The organism is Wujia sp., assembly GCF_056872695.1.
The window spans coordinates 231,765-250,106 of the sequence record NZ_DBMFCD010000001.1; the positions used below are offsets into that span (position 1 = coordinate 231,765).

The window sequence follows — 18,342 nt, forward strand, 5'->3', positions numbered from 1 at the left end:
TTGACAAACCGCGGATTGCATGACATATTTGAAAAAGAAATTGGAACGATCGCAGGAGGAACAAACAGGTATGAAGATTTTTAATACACTCACCAGACATAAGGATGAATTTCAGCCAATCAATGAGGGCAAGGTAGGCATCTACGTCTGTGGACCAACCGTATATGACTATATTCACATCGGAAATGCAAGACCGATGATCGTATTTGATACATTGCGCAGATATTTTGAGTACAAGGGTTATGAAGTAAACTATGTGTCAAACTTTACCGATGTCGACGACAAGATCATTAAGCGTGCGAATGAGGAGGGGGTTGATGCGTCTGTAATCTCCGAGCGTTACATCGCAGAGTGCAAGAAGGATATGGAAGCGCTTCATGTAGAAGAAGCAACGACACATCCGCAGGCAACGAAAGAGATTCCGGATATGATTGCGATGGTAGAGACATTGATTGAGAAGGGTTATGCGTATGAAGTAAATGGAACTGTATATTTCCGTACAAGAAAATTCTCTGATTATGGCAAGCTTTCCAAGAAGAATATCGACGATCTGCGTGCCGGAAACCGCGAGCTTCTCGTGTCCGGCGAGGATGAGAAGGAAGATCCGCTTGATTTCGTACTCTGGAAACCGAAGAAGGAGGGTGAGCCATCCTGGCCATCTCCTTGGGGTGACGGAAGACCGGGCTGGCATCTGGAGTGTTCGGTTATGTCGAAGAAATACATTGGCGATGTTATCGATATTCATGCCGGTGGTGAGGATTTGATCTTCCCACACCATGAAAATGAGATCGCACAGAGTGAGGCAGCCAATGATACAGAGTTTGCACGCTACTGGATGCACAATGGATTCCTGAAGATCAACAACGAGAAGATGTCCAAGTCACTCGGAAACTTCTTCACGGTAAGAGAGATTGGAGAAAAGTATGATTTGCAGGTGATTCGTTTCTTCATGCTTTCCGCGCATTACAGAAGTCCGCTTAACTTCTCCGCAGAGCTTGTGGAAAGCTCTAAGAATGGTTTAGATAGAATCCGTACATCTGCATCGAAGGTAGAAGAGGCAATCAATAACTGTACAGTTTCCGATATGACAGAGGCAGAGACGAAGCTTGCAGAAGAGATTCCGACCTATGTAAAGCGTTTTGAGGATGCAATGGAGGATGACTTAAATACAGCGGATGCGATTTCTGTTATCTTCGAGCTTGTAAAATTTGCAAATACAAATGTAAAGACCGGTGTAACAAGCAAGGCATTTGCACAGAAGCTGTATGATACAATGAAGCAGCTGATGGATATTCTTGGTATTGATATCAAGGAGCAGGAGGTTCTTCTGGATGAGGAGATTGAGAATCTGATTGAGGAACGTCAGGCAGCCAGAAAGGCAAAGGACTTTGCGAGAGCAGATGAGATCCGTGATCTGCTTACAGAGAAGGGAATTATTCTGGAGGATACCAGAGAAGGTGTAAGATGGAAGAGAGCGTAAAGACCGAACAGGTAAATGCATATCAGTATTCGCCGCTTGCGCTTGCGTATATGGGTGATAGTATATTGGATCTGCTGGTGAAGAAATATTTCGTCACACATTCCAATATGCAGCCGCATAAGTATCATGTGGAGGTCAGCAAAATCGTAAAGGCGGTGAATCAGGCGGATTATATCGACCGGATCATGGAAGAACTGTCGGAGGATGAGCTTGACGTCTACAAGCGTGGTAGAAATACAAATACCCATTCCAAGGCGAAGAATGCAACAATGGGGCAGTATCGCAAGGCAACGGGATTGGAAGCGCTGTATGGTTATCTGTATCTGAAAGGGGATATGGACCGGCTGCAATATTTTGTGGATGGTATGATCCGGCAGTATCTTGAGAGCAAAGAATCATAGCTATGATGAAGGAAAATAAAAATGAGTGAGAATAAGAATATTATAAATGAACAGGAACAAACAGACGATCATATGATTGAAGGAAGAAATGCCGTCTTAGAGGCATTCCGTGCCGGAAAGACTGTTGATAAGCTGTATATTCAGGATGGTCTGCGCGATGGCGTGATCTCATCTATCCTGCGCGATGCGAAGAAACGGGATGTGATCGTCAACTTCGTGAGCAAGGAGAAACTCGACCAGATGTCTTCGGACCGCAAACATCAGGGAGTGATGGCAATTACAGCGGCATTTTCGTATGCTGAAGTGGATGATATCTTAGAGAAAGCAAAGGAAAAGGGAGAGGATCCGTTTATCTTTATCTTAGATGAGATCGAAGATCCGCATAACTTAGGCGCAATTATCCGTACCGCAAACCTGTGCGGTGCGCATGGCGTGATTATTCCGAAACGGCGTGCAGTGGGACTTACAGCGACAGTTGTAAAGGCTTCGGCAGGAGCCATCCATTATACACCGGTTGCCAAGGTGACGAATATTGCCAAGACAATTGATGAATTAAAGGATAGAGGCTTATGGTTTGCCTGCGCTGATATGGGCGGTGAGGTGATGTACCGTGCGAATCTGACCGGACCGATCGGGCTGGTAATCGGAAACGAAGGAAGCGGTGTGAGCCGTCTTGTCAAAGAAAAATGTGATTATGTTGTATCAATTCCGATGAAGGGTGACATAGATTCCCTGAATGCATCGGTTGCTGCTGGTGTGCTTGCATATGAAGTTGTGCGGCAGAGAATGCAGTAGAAACAGCATTGTGCGGCAGGAAAGAATGAGCATGGACATGGGGAGAAAAGTTTGGATTATTCAAAGCTTGAAGATAATGAAATTATAAAACGGATTCATAAGCATGATGACGATGCGGTGGAGTATCTGCTCAAAAAATACGGATATCTTGTCAAACGAGAGGTTCGGACTGTGTATCTGATTGGCGCCGAGATGGATGATCTGTCACAGGAGGGGATGATCGGACTTTTTAAGGCAATGCGTGATTATCAGCCGGAAAAGGATACGTCGTTTGCAACCTTTGCAAGTGTTTGTATCCGCAGACAGATCCAGAACGCGATTACAAATTCAAACCGGAAGAAGCATGTGCCATTGAATTCTTATGTATCCCTGTATATGAACAGCGAAGAGGATGATAATTTCATGTTGGAGGAACGGCTTGTTACAAGCCGGGAAGAGGATCCAGAGAAGCTGCTCATTGCGAGAGAGCAGCAAAAAGACCGGAATGAACGTATCCAGAAAGAGCTAAGTAAGCTGGAAAAACAGGTACTTACACTGTATTTACAGGGAATGTCTTACGAAGCAATTGCTGAACATCTTGGAAAGACAGAAAAGGCAGTGGATAATGCATTACAACGGATCCGAGGGAAATTATCGCGGAAATAAGATTGCCCCTTGACAGAAAACTATAAATAAAGTATTATCTCATTTGTGCTTTGCATAAAGCAAGCTGGTATGGCTCAGTCGGTAGAGCGTCGCATTGGTAGTGCGGAGGTCACGGGTTCGATTCCCGTTACCAGCTTTCTTTTTTTATCTTTTTTCATGTAAATCTAAGAAAAATCACAAAAAAAGCCAAAAAAATACTGCACCCATCAATATATTGTGCTATACTACCCTTGTATCACTAGGCTTAAAATTGGAAAAGGTGTGGTTTAATGACAAAAAAACGATGGATTTCAATGGCAGTGGCAATCTGTATGGTTGTTCTGCTGTTTCAGTATATACCCGTTTTGCGAGCTTCCGCGGCAACGGAGGGGGCTATAAAATCTGGTGTAACCGGACTCTATTTTCGCGAGACACCGGGAGGGACACCAATCAAGGATTCCAATGGTAATACAATTTATCTGAGTGGTGGTCAGACGCTGACGATACAGGACACATCCAATTCCAGCTGGTATAAGGTATCACTTACATACAATGGAACAACTTATACTGGATATGTGTCCTCTTCGTATGTTGTCGCGGGAGAGACACCAACACCTTCAACACCGAGTGGGGATGCTGATTTTGAAGCGAGTCTTTCGGCGCAGGGGTTCCCTGACAGCTACAAACCCTATCTGCGGGCAATCCATGAGAAATATCCAAACTGGAAATTCCGGGCTGTGCAGACAGGGGTTGACTGGAATACACTCTTAGCCAATGAGGTTTCCAAGTCCGGACAGGTAAAGAATCTGATTTATGGTACAAGTTCCTATCCGCATTATAACTGGCGGTCAACAACGGTTGGCTACAATGCAGCAACGGATACATGGAGTTCTTACGATGGAAAAACATGGTTTGCAGCTTCGGATGAGCTGGTTGCATATTATTTGGATCCACGTACATATCTGTATGAAAATTATGTGTTTGCGTTTGAAAGCCTGTCATATCAGCAGGATGTGCAAAATGAGACAGGTGTGGAAGCAATTTTAAAAGGAACATTTATGTATCAGACAATTCCGTCTGGAGAGAGCAAGACGTATGCGCAGATTATTATGGATGCGGCGGCGCAGTCAGGTGTCAGTCCATATCATATCGCAAGCCGGATCAAGCTGGAAATGGGTTCAACAATCGGAACAGCATGCTCCGGTACGAATTCTTCTTATCCGGGAATTTATAATTTTTATAATATTGGCGCGTATAATTCGCCAAATGGAAATGCGGCGGTGAAAGGCCTGCAATGGGCAGCGGGGAGCGGATCTTACGGAAGACCGTGGAATACAGTTTCAAAATCAATCATTGGTGGTGCACAGTTTTTGGGCGCATCATACATTGGAGTTGGACAGAATACGTTGTATACACAGAAATTTAATGTGACGAATAAAAGTAGTCTGTTCAGTCATCAGTATATGGCAAACATTCAGTCTCCAGCGACAGAATGTCTGACAAATTATAATGCATACTACAATAACAATCTGTTGAATTCTTCTATGTTGTTCGAGATACCGGTATATTCGAGTATGCCTTCGCAGGCGGTCTCAAAGCCGGCGGATTCAGGCAATCCAAACAACTGGTTGAAAACACTTTCTATACAGGGATACGGATTGACACCATCCTATGCTGTGAATAATACAACAGATTATTCTCTGATTGTATCTGGTTCGGTAGATCAGATTTCAATTACAGCAACGCCGGTAAATCAGAATGCACGTGTGAGCGGAGCCGGAACGATATGCCTATCTGAAGGAACCAATGTGATCAGCCTTGTAGTAACAGCGCAGAGTGGTGCGACCAGGACCTATAATTTAACGGTTGTACGGGGCACGGCAACGAACAACCCGACGACGCCATCTGCAGATGGCAGGAAGGGTGATCTGAATGGAGATGGAAAGATTACAGCTCTGGATATAGTTAAAATACAGAGACTGATCGTTGGTCTGGATACGTTAAATGGTGATGTGCTTGCGATTGCGGATGTCAATGGAGATGGAAAGGTAACCGCTTTGGATATCGTTAAAATACAACGACATATTGTTGGATTAGAAACAATCCAATAACTATAGGATAAAGGCAGGAGGACTATCATGAAACAATTTTTGAAACGTGGACTGGCAATATTGACAGCATTCATTTTATGTATGCAGTTTGGCAAGATTGATGCGCAGGCAGCGAATGTAGTGATTGCGTTAAGTGCAAGTACCGTGAGTGTAGGAAACAATGTCACTGCGACAATATCTGTCAGTGGTTCGGATATTTCCGCATATACGATTTATGTGTCATACAACTCTAGCGTATTGCAATATAATTCTGCAAGTGGAAGCGCCATTGTCAATGGAGGAGGCGGAACTGTGACAGCAAGTGGAACTTCAGCAGGCTCGTTCTCAATTTCTTTTACAGCGATTGCAAACGGTAGTGGCAGTATTACGACAAGTGGAAGTGATGTCTACGATATCAATGGCAATGCGGTATCTATTTCTCATGCAGGTGCAACAGTAACGGTGGAGACAACATCAAATGAGGATAACAAATCGACAACCGAGGAAGGGAAGACAACAGAAACAACTGAGGAGGATGGAAAGTCCGCAGACTGTGATCTGGCAAGCCTGCAGGTATCTCCTGGAACATTGAATCCATCTTTTTCTGCTGATCGGACTTCGTATTCTTTACAGGTTGACGAGGATGTGACAAGTGTTGTTGTAAGTGCGGAAGTAGCAGACAGCAAGGCGACAACGAATATATCCGGTGCCAACTCGATTCAGAAAGGTAAAAATACAGTACGGGTTACGGTAACCGCAGAAAATGGTGCGGTTAAGGTTTATACGATCAACGTACAGGCAGGGGAGGATGTTGGTGATCCGGTTGCAACAATCGAGGGAAAAGACTATTCGTTTGTTATGAGTGAGGATGGCCTGGAGGCTCCAGAGGGCTTTACTGCAGGTACGACAACCTATAAGGATTGGGATGTACTTTCTTATGAGTCTCCGAACAAGAAGCTTACAGTAGTATGCCTGAAAGATGAAGATGGTGAGAATCACTGGTTTATTATGGATGCGGAGAAAGATATATTCACACCATATCAGGAATACTCTTCCCAATATAACCGTTATATCATCACAGCCGTTCCGGAAGGCGTTACGATTCCGAAAGGGTTTGTGGAGACTGTGTTGAAAATTGGCGAGAATCAGGTTGTTGCATATCAGTCTGGGGATATCGCGGATAAGGAGCTGTATCTGGTTTATGCAATCAATGTAGAGGGCGAGGAAGGCTTCTATGAATACGATGCAAAGGAAGAGGCGTTTTTGCGCTATGTGCCGATGATCGTTTCAGAGGAAGTGCTTGTGCCGGCAACTCCGACCGTGGCAACTCCAAGTGCCCCTGTGGAAGTTCCAACAGAGAAGAACCCATTTACAAATCCACTGGTAATCGGAATTATGGTGGGAGCAGCTTTGATTATTGTGATTCTGATAATATGTCTGGTAATTATTGGATGCAGAATCAACAAGCAGAATAAGGAAATGCTGGATGCAGAGGATATGATTGCCCAGCTTGCAAATGCAAATAAAGATGTGAATCCGGAGCTTTTGCAGAAGCTTGGTCTGGAAGAGCCTGAGATTACAGAAGAACCATCAGCACCACAGCCTGAAACAACGGATGAAAAACTGGCGGATGCTGTGATCGAGGGAATTTATGATAATGAGGTGTCTAAAGTGCGGGTACCGGAGAATGTGGCTGATCCATCGGAACTGGAGCATACCTCTGAGATTCCAAAGGTAGATAGTTCAATTCTTACACCAGAGGTGAATGCGCTGGTGGAGGAAGTGAACCGTGATTTCCAGACAAGCATGGGTGGTGAAGCCTATGTCGAGAAATCAGAAAAAGAACTTGCACATGAGGATTACGAGAAGCGTTCCATGGAGATCAATAATCGGATTATGACGAATTATGATTCCCAGAGAGACAGTGTATTTGCAGATGATACACAGCCAAAGGATTCAGAGAATAAATAGGAAATTGACGAAATAATGATACAATGATATGATATAAAAATACTAGAAAAAAGGAGTACGTCCATGGAAGGTGAAGCAACAGTTTCAAAGAATTTTATTGAACAGGAGATAGATAAGGACTTGGCAGAAGGGAAATATACGGAGGTTGTAACCCGTTTCCCTCCAGAACCAAATGGATATCTGCATATCGGACATGCCAAATCCATTTTGTTAAATTATGGTCTTGCCAAGGAGTATGGCGGAACATTCCATTTCCGGTTTGATGATACGAACCCGACAAAGGAAAAGACGGAATATGTGCAGTCCATCATTGATGATATCAAATGGCTGGGTGCTGATTATGGAGATAAGATTTATTTCGCATCGAATTATTTTGATGCGATGTACGAAGCAGCAATTAAGCTGATCAAGAAGGGAAAAGCATATGTCTGTGATCTGTCTGCAGATGAGATTCGCGAGTATCGTGGAACTTTGAAGGAACCGGGCAAGAACAGCCCATACCGAGACAGAAGCGTAGAGGAAAATCTAAAATTATTTGAGGGGATGAAGAATGGAGAATATCCGGATGGAAGCAAGGTATTGCGTGCGAAGATTGACATGGCAAGCCCGAATATCAATATGCGTGATCCGGTTATCTACCGTATTGCACGTATGACGCATCACAATACCGGTGATAAGTGGTGTATCTACCCGATGTATGATTTTGCACACCCAATCGAGGATGCAGAGGAGGGAATTACACACTCTATCTGTACATTGGAATTTGAAGATCACAGACCGCTGTATGACTGGGTTGTGAGGGAACTGGAATACAAGAATCCACCGAGACAGATTGAGTTTGCAAAGCTATATCTGACGAATGTAGTTACAGGAAAGCGATATATCAAGAAGCTTGTAGAAGATGGAATTGTGGATGGCTGGGATGATCCGAGACTGGTATCAATCGCTGCTCTTCGGAGACGTGGGTTCACAAGGGAATCCATCAAGATGTTTATGGAGCTGGTTGGCGTATCCAAGTCACAGAGTTCCGTTGATTATGCGATGCTTGAATATTGTATCCGTGAGGATCTGCGCCTGAAGGCAGATCGTATGATGGCGGTGCTTGATCCAATTAAGCTTATCATTGACAACTATCCGGAAGGACAGGTGGAGTATTTTGATATCGATAACAACCAGGAGGATGAATCGGCTGGCAAACGTCAGGTTGCATTCTCCAGAGAGTTATATATCGACCGTGAAGATTTCATGGAGGAACCACCGAAGAAGTATTTCCGTCTGTTCCCTGGAAATGAAGTGCGCTTAAAGGGTGCATATTTCGTAAAATGTGTGGATTACAAGAAGGATGAAAATGGTGTTGTAACAGAGATCCACTGTACTTATGATCCGGAGACGAGAAGCGGTTCCGGGTTCGAGGGCAGAAAGGTCAAGGGAACGATCCACTGGGTATCTGCCGAGAGCGCAGTCGATGCGGAAGTACGCCTGTATGAGAATATCGTGGATGAGGAAAAGGGAAAGCTTAATGAGGATGGTACTTTGAATTACAATCCGAATTCTCTGACAGTATTGAAGAACTGTAAGCTCGAAGCAGCGCTTGGAGAGGCTGTCAAGGGTGACAAGTTCCAGTTCTTGCGTCATGGCTATTTCTGCGTGGATGCGAAGGATACAACAGAAGATCATCTGGTATTTAACCGGATCGTCTCGTTAAAGAGTTCGTACAAACCGGCGAAATAAGAACGGTAATAAGGGTGTTAGGCAGAGGAGGATTACTATGGGCATTTTTTCCACAATGGGAAAACTTGGCCTGGGTGATTTTGATGAGTCGAAAATTATGGAGACTGATTGCGATGCTGCAGGTAAACATGGCACAGTCGAGGTAAAAGATACAAAATCACCGGAGGAGATAGAGAAGGAAGCACTGTTTGATAAGACCTATGAATGTCCGGTTTGCAATCTGACATTCAAGACAAAGTGTGTGCGTGCTGGAAAAGTACGGCTGGTGTCGAAGGACAGTGACCTCCGGCCAATCTATAATCATATAGATCCGATCAAGTATGATGTGATTACTTGTGAAAAATGTGGATATTCTGCGCTCGGAAGGTATTTTGGAAAGCTGATGAACCGTCAGATTAAAGATATCAGTGAACAGATTGGCGCAAAATTCAATGGATTGGAATCAGCGGTCAGTAAAGACATTTTTACGTATGATGATGCAATCACACGATACCAGCTCGCGCTGATTACAACGATGGTGAAAAAGGCAAAAAGCAGTGAACGGGCATATACCTGTCTGAAATATGCGTGGGTATTACGAGGAAAGCGGCAGTATCTTGCGGCACGTCCGGAAGGAATCAAACCGGAGGAAAACCGATCTTTGTATATGGACGAAAGAGAATGCATAAAAAATGCGTATGAGGGATTTTTGAAGGCAATCTCGTCAGAGACGTTTCCGATGGCGGGAATGGATGAAAATACACTTCAGTATCTACTGGCAGATCTTGCACGCAGGCTTGGAAAGAACGAAGATGCACTTCGCCTGCTGTCTACCGTGATTACTTCGCGCTCGGCTTCGTCCCGGATGAAGGATGAAGCATTGAAGCTGAAGGATATGATTCGGGAGAGTATTAAGAACAATAAATGAGATGGAGCATAATCTGTATTAACAGATGGAACAGGTATGGATGCAAATAATATTATGACAGACATTCCTTTGCACGTGTATGAACCGGATGAAGAGGATTACAGTGTTTATATTGTGTTATCTAAGACACAGACACTCCCGTCGCAGGTGATTAAATTGTGGACGCATGAACCGTATGCGCATACATCGCTTGCCATGGATGTGGAATTAAAGGAAATGTACAGCTTTGCAAGAAAGCATTTACATAATCCGTTTGACTGCGGGTTTATCAACGAGGATATCACGACGGGGGTATTTGGACGTGATGTCCATACTACATGCAGAATTGGAAGATTGCGTGTAACAAAAGAACAGTATGAAAAGATTACGGAGATACTGGAACAATTTAAGAGTGAAAAAGCATTTTACCGATATAATTATCTTGGTATTTTAGGCGTGATGTGCCGGAGGTCGGTGGAACGTCGATACAATTATTTCTGTTCACAGTTTGTATCGTATGTTCTTCGGAAAGCAGGAATTCCTCTGATTACGAAGAAACCGGGACTGACGTGCCATCGCGATTTCAGGATGTGCGAAGGACTCGAAGTTATCTATGAAGGCAAGCTGCGGAACTATAGGAATTATCTGAAGCTGCATTTCCTGCGGGATGCTGAGACAGGAGATTATATTGTAAATTAAGTGAAGAGAGCACAACAAGACCGCTGTGCTCTTTTTTCGGTTGAGACGGGTAGAGCCTGTCTCGATAAGACACAGAGAAAAAGGAGACGAAAAATGGCAGAACAGTTGTATACAATTCCGGTAAATGATGCATTTACAACAGATTGTGAGTGCCCGATCTGTGAGATGAACCGCCAGCTCGAGCGCAATGCGATTGAATATACAATGGGACCAAGCTACATGGAGGATGATAACCGTGCAATGACGGATGAACAGGGCTTTTGTGCACATCATGTGCGGATGCTCTATGCGGAGAAAAACCGGCTGGGGCTTGCACTGATGTTGAAGACACACACGGATAAGACAATCCGGGATCTGAAGGCACTGAGTACGGGAAAACCGATTGTGTCGGGAGGACTTTTCAAGAAGCAGGCGAGCTCTTCGGTCAGTGACTATATCAAACGTCTTGAGGATTCATGTTTTATCTGCAACCGGATGAAGGAGACATCCATGCGGTATATCGATACGATTCTTCACCTGTGGAAGAAGGAACCTGAGTTTCGGAAGAAATTTGCTGACTGTAAGGGCTTTTGTACCTATCATTACGGAGTTCTGTATGATGCGGGAAGCGTGAAGCTTCCGAAGGATGCCTATGCAGAATTTCAAGAGGTTTTGAACAAGACATATTTTGATGGCATGGAGCGGGTAAACGGTGACATTGGCTGGTTTATCGATAAATTTGATTACCGGTATAAGGACGAGCCGTGGAAGAATGCGAAGGATTCGCTGCCGCGGGGGATTATCAAGACCAATCATACAATTATAGAATCATAACAGAGCAGGATACAGGCAGAAGAGTTACATGCTTTTCTGCCTGATTTTTGTTATGACGACGAGGAAAATGGCATAAAACCAATGCGGCATTCATACATTATTTACGGGCTGTCCGGTAAATTGTGTCCATTTGGTTAAATTTGCAAATTAGGGGTTGATTTTTTCAAAAAAATGAGTACAATAAGAATTATGTTAGCACTCGACCAATACGAGTGCTAAAAGTAAAAATTAGGAGGTCGGGTATATTATGAAGTTAACACCGTTAGGAGACAGAGTTGTATTAAAGCAGTCCGTTGCAGAAGAGACGACGAAATCAGGAATCGTTCTTCCGACACAGTCACAGGAAAAACCACAGTATGCAGAGGTTGTTGAAGTTGGCCCTGGTGCTGTCGTAGATGGCGAGAAGGTTCCAATGGAAGTAAAGGCTGGCGATAAAGTAATCTATTCAAGATATGCAGGAACAGAAGTAAAGCTTGGAGATGATGAGTACATCATTGTAAAGCAGGCAGATATTCTTGCAATCGTTCAGTAACAGGTAAGGCAGTATGGGTACGAAGAAAGTATTGCCGTTATCATTAGAAGATGCGAAAAAAACTAGGAGGCGTAATACAATGGCAAAGGAAATTAAGTATGGAGCAGAAGCCAGAAAGGCTTTGGAGGCAGGCGTAAACCAGCTTGCAGATACAGTTAGCGTAACACTTGGACCAAAAGGAAGAAATGTAGTTCTTGCAAAGTCATTTGGTTCCCCACTCATCACAAATGATGGTGTGACAATCGCAAAGGAGATTTCTCTTGAAGATCCATTCGAGGATATGGGTGCACAGATTGTAAAGGAAGTTGCAACCAAGACAAACGATGTTGCCGGTGATGGTACAACAACAGCAACCGTTCTTGCTCAGGCAATGATCAACGAAGGTATGAAGAACTTAGCAGCCGGAGCAAACCCAATCGTACTTCGTAAAGGTATGAAGAAGGCTTGCGATGCAGCTGTCGATGCAATCTCAGAGATGAGCGAGTCTATCAATGGCAAGGAGCAGATCGCAAGAGTTGCCTCTATCTCTGCTGGTGATGATGGTGTCGGTGAACTTGTTGCAGATGCAATGGAGAAGGTTTCTAAGGATGGCGTTATCACAATCGAAGAGTCTAAGACAATGAAGACAGAGCTTGACTTGGTAGAAGGTATGCAGTTTGATCGTGGTTATGTAAGTGCTTACATGGCAACAGATATGGAGAAGATGGTTGCAGAGCTGGATAATCCATATATCCTGATTACAGATAAGAAGATTTCCAACATCCAGGATATTCTTCCACTTCTGGAGCAGATCGTACAGGGCGGACAGAAGCTTTTGATCATCGCTGAGGATATCGAGGGCGAGGCTCTTACAACATTGATCGTAAATAAGCTGCGTGGTACATTCTCCGTTGTAGGTGTAAAGGCACCTGGCTATGGTGACAGAAGAAAAGAAATGTTGCAGGATATCGCAATCCTGACAGGTGGTACAGTCATCTCTGAGGAGCTTGGCTATGATTTGAAGGAGACAACTCTGGATCAGCTCGGACGTGCAAAGAGCGTAAAGGTTGCCAAGGAGAATACAGTTATCGTTGATGGTTGTGGTGCAAAGGCAGATATCGAAGCAAGAGTCAATGTCATCAAGGCACAGCTTGCTGAGACAACATCTGAATTCGATAAGGAGAAGCTGCAGGAGAGACTGGCAAAGCTTGCTGGTGGTGTTGCTGTTATCCGTGTTGGTGCTGCAACTGAGACAGAGATGAAGGAAGCAAAGCTTCGTCTGGAAGATGCTTTGAACGCTACAAGAGCAGCTGTAGAAGAGGGTATCATCGCAGGTGGTGGATCTGCATATATCCATGCTTCTAAGAAGCTGAATGCTCTGATTGATACATTGGAAGGTGACGAGAAGACCGGTGCAACAATCATTGCAAAGGCACTGACAGCTCCGCTTGCTCATATCGCATCCAATGCAGGTCTTGAGGGCGCAGTTATCATCAACAAGATCAAAGAGTCTGAGGTTGGTGTTGGATTTGATGCTTACAAAGAAGAGTATGTAAACATGATCGAAGCAGGTATCATCGATCCTGTGAAGGTTACAAGAACAGCATTACAGAATGCAACATCCGTTGCTTCTACATTCCTTACAACAGAGTCTGTTGTTGCAGACATTAAGGAAGATGCTCCGGCTATGCCAGCAGGTGGCATGGGCGGCGGCATGGGAATGATGTAATAACCTGAGCAACGCATATAAAAATAAAAACACGGCGGTTACGCAAGTTTACTTGTGGTAACCGCCGTGTTTTTATTTTTATGTATGTTGCGAAGCAACATACTGAGCTGGAGCGAAGCGGAAGCGAAGTAGCGTTGCTCAGCTTATTACAATTCCACCTTTCATATTGACAATACGTATTGCTACGTATACAATAATAAAAAGGAGAACAATATGCCAACAACATCAAAAGCAATGATAGAAAAATTGAAGAAACATGGATTTCAAATCATATCACAAAATGGATCACATGTGAAATTAACAAACGAAGAAACACAAAAAACAGTGATTGTGCCATATCACTGTAAAGATTTGAAAATAGGTTTGGAACAGGCAATATTAAAACAGGCAGGAATAAAGGAGGAGAAATAACTATGCATCATTATTTTTATCCGGCGATATTTCATAACGATGAGAAGGGCGGCTATTGGATTTCATTTCCAGACTTCCCGGAATGTATGACACAGGGAGAAACAATGGAAGAAGCATACGAGATGGCTGTAGAAGCAATGGGATTATGCATTGATGACCGGCTGAAAAACGAAAAATCATTGCCGGAAGTATCTGCGCCTGTGGATTATATACTGCAAGAGGGCGATTTTTCCTGCCTGATTGAATTTGATTTGGTACAGTACAGGAAAAAACACAACACAAAATCTGTGAAGAAAACACTTAGTATTCCGGAATGGTTAAATGAAGCGGCGATGGAACATGACATCAATTTCTCTCAGGTGCTTCAAGAGGCATTGATGAAGAAAATAGGAATTTAACATCCCCACATTCCCAGAAACTTCCTTAACACCTCCGATTTCTCACGGCTCTTTGGGTACACGAACCCGACGGTACGCTCTGCAACCGGGTGGGAGAGCGGAAGCTCTAAGATCTGCCCGGAAGCCAGATAGTCCGTTGCAAACTCTCGTACGACACTGGCAATGCCCATGCCGATGGCGGCAAAGTCAATGAGCAGATCCATGTTGTTTACTTCGAGTATCTGCTGCGGATGGATTCCCTGCGACTCCAGGTAATCATCAATATGCGTACGTGTGATATTATTTTTCTCCAACAGCATAAGATTTGATTTTTCCAGAATGTCCTTCATGGCAAATCCAGATTCATCTGTGGAAGATGCAGGATTTATCGAAGCGCAAGTTGAATCAGCAGACTTTTCATTTTTGATGTTACCTTCATCCAGATTTCCCATAATACCGGTCAGATTTCCGGCAAACAGCCACGGATTTATCGGCTCCGGTGCAAGCTCCTCCTGTTCCCGCAGGTGCAGGTTGGAGAGGTAAGTTTCATTTACGACGAAGATGTCGTGAATCGTGCTGACATCCTGATATTCAAAGCCGGCAGGGATGTCCGTCTTGCAGATCAAACCAATATCGATGCGCCCGTCATTTAGAAGCTTCAATGTGTTGACCGTGGAATGACAGTCGATGATAATCTTGATATGCGGATTTTCTGAGATAAAGGTCTGCAGTTTGTCTAATAAAATATGTTTGCAAAGAGAGGTACTGACACCGATTCGTACCTGTCCGATGCCGAGCTCATGGATATGTCGGATCTCGTCCTCCCCCTGTGAGATATTCGAGAATGCTTTCTCGATATGGCTGTATAGCACCTGCCCCTCGTCCGTCATAGTCACGCCCTTGGAAGAACGCAAAAAGAGCTTCACATGCAGTCCGTCCTCAAGCTTGGAGATTGCTTTCGAGATCGCAGGCTGGCTGATAAACAGCATATCGGCAGCCTTGCTGATATTTCCGGTATTTGCAACCGTATAAAACACTCTGTAATAATTCAGATTATCAAACATAACATCCTCTCATTTCTTTTCATATAAACGAATCTTTCCTATAATATTGGAATATTCTATATAGATCATATTTTGTTTTTGCATTATAAATAAGTTCAGCTTTATTTAATATATCATACCCAAACCATAACCACAAGTTATAAATGGTATTCATATTATATATTGTAATTATAGAAAGAAATATGGTATGATTCTAACATTATTAGTAGAACTAGGAGGAAATGATTATGGGAATGACCATGACGCAGAAAATACTTGCGAAACATGCAGGTCTTGCAAGTGTGGAAGCAGGACAGTTGATTGAGGCAGATTTGGATTTGGTGCTTGGTAACGATGTCACAACACCGGTTGCCATTCATGAGATGGAAAAGTTTAATAAGAAGGAAGTGTTTGATAAGAGCAAGATTGCACTTGTTATGGATCACTTCACACCGAATAAAGATATTAAGAGTGCAGAACATTGCAAATGCGTACGCGAGTTCTCCGGTGAAAATGAAATCGTGAATTTCTTCGATGTCGGAGAGATGGGAATCGAGCATGCATTGCTTCCGGAAAAAGGATTGATCGTTGCAGGTGAGACATGTATCGGTGCCGATTCACATACATGTACTTACGGTGCCCTTGGCGCATTCTCCACAGGTGTCGGCAGCACGGATATGGCAGCCGGTATGGTGACGGGTAAGGCATGGTTCAAGGTACCATCTGCAATCAAGTTTAACATCGTAGGAGAGAAAGCACCATATATCAGCGGGAAAGATGTGATCCTTCACATCATTGGTATGATCGGTGTGGACGGCGCACTTTATAAGTCTATGGAATTTGTTGGTGAGGGTATCAAGAACCTTACCATGGATGATCGTTTCACGATTGCGAACATGGCAATCGAGGCAGGTGCGAAGAATGGTATCTTCCCAGTCGATGAGCAGACAGAAGCTTATATGAAGGAACATTCTACAAAGACATATACAACGTATGAGGCAGATGCCGATGCAGTATACGATGAGGAATATACGATTGACCTTTCAACCTTAAAGCCAACTGTTGCATTCCCACATCTTCCGGAGAATACAAAGACAATCGATGAGGTCGGCGAGATCAAGATCGATCAGGTAGTCATCGGTTCCTGTACAAACGGAAGAATCTCTGATATGCGTATTGCTGCGGATATCATCAAGGGCAGACATGTGGCAAAGGGGGTACGTGTGATCGTCATCCCAGGCACACAGGAGGTTTATCTGCAGATGCTCGAGGAAGGTCTGACAAAGGCATTTATCGAGGCAGGTGCGATTGTATCGACTCCAACCTGCGGACCATGCTTAGGTGGACATATGGGTGTTATGGCAGCCGGTGAAAAGTGTGTTTCTACAACCAACCGTAATTTCGTCGGACGTATGGGACATGTAGATTCTGAGGTATATCTGGCAAGCCCGGCGGTTGCAGCAGCATCTGCGATTACAGGTAAAATCAGCTGCCCATGTGAATTGAAGTAATATGGTACAGTGATACTAAGAATTTGGAGGAATAGAGAATGAAAGCATACGGAACAGTACATAAATATGGTGACAATGTAGATACAGACGTAATCATTCCGGCAAGATATCTGAACTCTTCAGATCCTGCGGAGCTTGCAAAAAACTGTATGGAGGATATCGATAAGGACTTCGTAAAGCGTGTGAAGCCGGGCGATATCATGGTAGCAAATAAGAATTTTGGATGCGGCTCATCCAGAGAGCATGCACCGATTGCAATCAAGGCATCCGGTATCAGTTGTGTAATCGCTGAGACATTTGCCAGAATCTTCTATCGTAACGCAATCAACATCGGTCTTCCGATTATTGAGTGTCCGGAGGCAGCCAGGGGAATTGAGGCAGGCGATATGGTAGAGGTTGATTTTGATAATGGTATGATCTACAACAAGACAAAGGGAACGGAATTCAAGGGACAGGCATTCCCTCCGTTCATGCAGAAGATTATCAAAGATGGCGGCTTGATCAATTATATCAATGCAAAAGAAAATTAAATTCATTGGGGAGGATAAAATATATGGGAGTTTGTAATAATTGTGGCAACCAGATTTCGGACGGACAGCTGACCTGTCCAGTCTGTGGAGCTTATACCGGTGCAGGCGCACAGGCAGATAATCAGGCACCGCAGCAGAATATGTATAACCAGCAGGGGATGTACAATCAGGCACCACAGCAGAATATGTACAACCAGCAGGGAATGTATAATCAGGCACCACAGCAGAATATGTACAACCAGCAGGGAATGTATAATCAGGCACCACAGCAGCCACAGCCGGAACTTGGAATGAAATGGTTCCATTTCGTAATTTATTTTCAGCTGTTTGTTTCAACACTTGTTGGATTGTGGAATGGATTCCAGCTTCTTACAGGCAGAATTTATGGTGAAAATACTGATCGGGTATATAGTTATTTTTCTGGCTTAAAGGGTGTGGATACGATTATCGGTATCTGCTACATCGCACTTGGTATTTTCTCACTTATAACGCGTTTTATGCTTGCGGATTTCAAGAAGTCCGGACCGGCAATGTATATAGGTATGCAGGTGGCAGGCCTGGTTGTGTTAATTGCATATATCGCGAGTGTTACAAGCATTGTGGATGGACTTTCGGAGTATATTTCCAGTTCAAACTATGGATCATTGGCGACTTCCATTGTGATGTTAATCTGTAACATCGTATATTTTAAGAAGAGAAAGCATTTATTCAACCGCTAAGCGGATACAGGATAAATTATT

The 18,342-nt window shown here is 43.8% G+C and carries 18 protein-coding genes and 1 tRNA gene; 18 read left to right on the forward strand and 1 reads right to left on the reverse strand.

Annotated elements, in window-relative coordinates; all coding sequences use genetic code 11:
• Positions 1-70 precede the first annotated feature (70 nt).
• The 15 genes from cysS to ACZQK9_RS01160 all read left to right on the forward strand — a co-directional run bounded on the left by cysS (position 71) and on the right by ACZQK9_RS01160 (position 14,539).
• The gene (gene cysS, locus ACZQK9_RS01090; RefSeq protein ID WP_483269349.1) at positions 71-1,480 is read left to right on the forward strand and encodes a cysteine--tRNA ligase; all 1,410 of its coding nucleotides are present in this window, start codon (positions 71-73) and stop codon (positions 1,478-1,480) included.
• Entirely contained in the window at positions 1,465-1,881 is a 417-nt protein-coding gene (locus ACZQK9_RS01095) for a Mini-ribonuclease 3 (RefSeq protein ID WP_177983493.1), read from the forward strand. The genes cysS and ACZQK9_RS01095 overlap by 16 nt, the downstream gene beginning before the upstream one ends.
• A gap of 21 nt (positions 1,882-1,902) precedes the next feature.
• Complete coding sequence (gene rlmB, locus ACZQK9_RS01100; protein ID WP_178016565.1) at positions 1,903-2,676, forward strand: 23S rRNA (guanosine(2251)-2'-O)-methyltransferase RlmB; 774 nt, start codon at positions 1,903-1,905, stop codon at positions 2,674-2,676.
• 51 nt (positions 2,677-2,727) lie between these two features.
• A complete protein-coding gene (locus ACZQK9_RS01105; RefSeq protein WP_483269350.1) occupies positions 2,728-3,321 on the forward strand; it encodes a sigma-70 family RNA polymerase sigma factor in 594 nt (197 codons plus the stop codon).
• A 63-nt stretch (positions 3,322-3,384) separates the two neighbouring features.
• A tRNA-Thr gene (locus ACZQK9_RS01110) sits at positions 3,385-3,457 on the forward strand.
• A 133-nt stretch (positions 3,458-3,590) separates the two neighbouring features.
• The gene (locus tag ACZQK9_RS01115) at positions 3,591-5,411 is read left to right on the forward strand and encodes a dockerin type I domain-containing protein (RefSeq protein ID WP_483269351.1); all 1,821 of its coding nucleotides are present in this window, start codon (positions 3,591-3,593) and stop codon (positions 5,409-5,411) included.
• A gap of 27 nt (positions 5,412-5,438) precedes the next feature.
• Positions 5,439-7,361, forward strand: coding sequence for a cadherin-like beta sandwich domain-containing protein (locus tag ACZQK9_RS01120; protein ID WP_483269352.1), 1,923 nt, complete (start codon positions 5,439-5,441; stop codon positions 7,359-7,361).
• Positions 7,362-7,424: 63 nt separating this feature from the next.
• On the forward strand, positions 7,425-9,092 hold the full coding sequence (locus ACZQK9_RS01125; protein WP_483269353.1) for a glutamine--tRNA ligase/YqeY domain fusion protein: 1,668 nt from the start codon (positions 7,425-7,427) through the stop codon (positions 9,090-9,092).
• 37 nt (positions 9,093-9,129) lie between these two features.
• Complete coding sequence (locus tag ACZQK9_RS01130; RefSeq protein ID WP_483269354.1) at positions 9,130-9,999, forward strand: DUF2225 domain-containing protein; 870 nt, start codon at positions 9,130-9,132, stop codon at positions 9,997-9,999.
• A 36-nt stretch (positions 10,000-10,035) separates the two neighbouring features.
• The gene (locus ACZQK9_RS01135; protein WP_483269355.1) at positions 10,036-10,677 is read left to right on the forward strand and encodes a hypothetical protein; all 642 of its coding nucleotides are present in this window, start codon (positions 10,036-10,038) and stop codon (positions 10,675-10,677) included.
• Positions 10,678-10,770: 93 nt separating this feature from the next.
• Positions 10,771-11,490 (forward strand): DUF6062 family protein, encoded by a 720-nt coding sequence (locus ACZQK9_RS01140; protein WP_483269356.1) that lies wholly within the window; start codon positions 10,771-10,773, stop codon positions 11,488-11,490.
• Between the two features lie 247 nt (positions 11,491-11,737).
• Complete coding sequence (locus ACZQK9_RS01145) at positions 11,738-12,022, forward strand: co-chaperone GroES (protein ID WP_021984306.1); 285 nt, start codon at positions 11,738-11,740, stop codon at positions 12,020-12,022.
• Positions 12,023-12,101: 79 nt separating this feature from the next.
• Positions 12,102-13,730 (forward strand): chaperonin GroEL, encoded by a 1,629-nt coding sequence (groL, locus tag ACZQK9_RS01150; RefSeq protein ID WP_177983477.1) that lies wholly within the window; start codon positions 12,102-12,104, stop codon positions 13,728-13,730.
• A gap of 213 nt (positions 13,731-13,943) precedes the next feature.
• Positions 13,944-14,141, forward strand: a complete 198-nt coding sequence (locus ACZQK9_RS01155; RefSeq protein WP_483269357.1) for a type II toxin-antitoxin system HicA family toxin — start codon at positions 13,944-13,946, stop codon at positions 14,139-14,141.
• A 2-nt stretch (positions 14,142-14,143) separates the two neighbouring features.
• Positions 14,144-14,539, forward strand: a complete 396-nt coding sequence (locus tag ACZQK9_RS01160; RefSeq protein WP_483269358.1) for a type II toxin-antitoxin system HicB family antitoxin — start codon at positions 14,144-14,146, stop codon at positions 14,537-14,539.
• On the opposite strand, the gene ACZQK9_RS01165 is transcribed toward ACZQK9_RS01160, so the two are convergent.
• Entirely contained in the window at positions 14,536-15,582 is a 1,047-nt protein-coding gene (locus ACZQK9_RS01165; RefSeq protein WP_483269359.1) for a LysR family transcriptional regulator, read from the reverse strand. The genes ACZQK9_RS01160 and ACZQK9_RS01165 overlap by 4 nt on opposite strands.
• A 227-nt stretch (positions 15,583-15,809) precedes the next feature.
• Here ACZQK9_RS01165 and leuC point away from each other — a divergent pair, with 227 nt between their 5' ends.
• Genes leuC through ACZQK9_RS01180 form a run of 3 tightly spaced genes read left to right on the forward strand, consistent with a single transcriptional unit; the run spans position 15,810 to position 18,321 of the window.
• Complete coding sequence (leuC, locus tag ACZQK9_RS01170) at positions 15,810-17,072, forward strand: 3-isopropylmalate dehydratase large subunit (protein WP_483269360.1); 1,263 nt, start codon at positions 15,810-15,812, stop codon at positions 17,070-17,072.
• Positions 17,073-17,110: 38 nt separating this feature from the next.
• Complete coding sequence (gene leuD / locus ACZQK9_RS01175; RefSeq protein WP_216506897.1) at positions 17,111-17,602, forward strand: 3-isopropylmalate dehydratase small subunit; 492 nt, start codon at positions 17,111-17,113, stop codon at positions 17,600-17,602.
• A 23-nt stretch (positions 17,603-17,625) separates the two neighbouring features.
• Positions 17,626-18,321 (forward strand): zinc-ribbon domain-containing protein, encoded by a 696-nt coding sequence (locus ACZQK9_RS01180; RefSeq protein ID WP_483269361.1) that lies wholly within the window; start codon positions 17,626-17,628, stop codon positions 18,319-18,321.
• Positions 18,322-18,342 lie beyond the last annotated feature (21 nt).

Bases quoted from the DNA above. Each gene is read 5' to 3' on its own strand.
- ACZQK9_RS01120 (WP_483269352.1), top strand. From the start codon at position 5,439: ATGAAACAATTTTTGAAACGTGGACTGGCAATATTGACAGCATTCATT.
- ACZQK9_RS01160 (WP_483269358.1), top strand. From the start codon at position 14,144: ATGCATCATTATTTTTATCCGGCGATATTTCATAACGATGAGAAGGGC.
- leuC (WP_483269360.1), top strand. From the start codon at position 15,810: ATGGGAATGACCATGACGCAGAAAATACTTGCGAAACATGCAGGTCTT.
- ACZQK9_RS01180 (WP_483269361.1), top strand. From the start codon at position 17,626: ATGGGAGTTTGTAATAATTGTGGCAACCAGATTTCGGACGGACAGCTG.
- ACZQK9_RS01135 (WP_483269355.1), top strand. From the start codon at position 10,036: ATGGATGCAAATAATATTATGACAGACATTCCTTTGCACGTGTATGAA.
- ACZQK9_RS01140 (WP_483269356.1), top strand. From the start codon at position 10,771: ATGGCAGAACAGTTGTATACAATTCCGGTAAATGATGCATTTACAACA.
- groL (WP_177983477.1), top strand. From the start codon at position 12,102: ATGGCAAAGGAAATTAAGTATGGAGCAGAAGCCAGAAAGGCTTTGGAG.
- ACZQK9_RS01130 (WP_483269354.1), top strand. From the start codon at position 9,130: ATGGGCATTTTTTCCACAATGGGAAAACTTGGCCTGGGTGATTTTGAT.
- leuD (WP_216506897.1), top strand. From the start codon at position 17,111: ATGAAAGCATACGGAACAGTACATAAATATGGTGACAATGTAGATACA.
- rlmB (WP_178016565.1), top strand. From the start codon at position 1,903: ATGAGTGAGAATAAGAATATTATAAATGAACAGGAACAAACAGACGAT.
- ACZQK9_RS01125 (WP_483269353.1), top strand. From the start codon at position 7,425: ATGGAAGGTGAAGCAACAGTTTCAAAGAATTTTATTGAACAGGAGATA.
- cysS (WP_483269349.1), top strand. From the start codon at position 71: ATGAAGATTTTTAATACACTCACCAGACATAAGGATGAATTTCAGCCA.
- ACZQK9_RS01115 (WP_483269351.1), top strand. From the start codon at position 3,591: ATGACAAAAAAACGATGGATTTCAATGGCAGTGGCAATCTGTATGGTT.
- ACZQK9_RS01165 (WP_483269359.1), bottom strand. From the start codon at position 15,582: ATGTTTGATAATCTGAATTATTACAGAGTGTTTTATACGGTTGCAAAT.
- ACZQK9_RS01095 (WP_177983493.1), top strand. From the start codon at position 1,465: ATGGAAGAGAGCGTAAAGACCGAACAGGTAAATGCATATCAGTATTCG.
- ACZQK9_RS01145 (WP_021984306.1), top strand. From the start codon at position 11,738: ATGAAGTTAACACCGTTAGGAGACAGAGTTGTATTAAAGCAGTCCGTT.
- ACZQK9_RS01155 (WP_483269357.1), top strand. From the start codon at position 13,944: ATGCCAACAACATCAAAAGCAATGATAGAAAAATTGAAGAAACATGGA.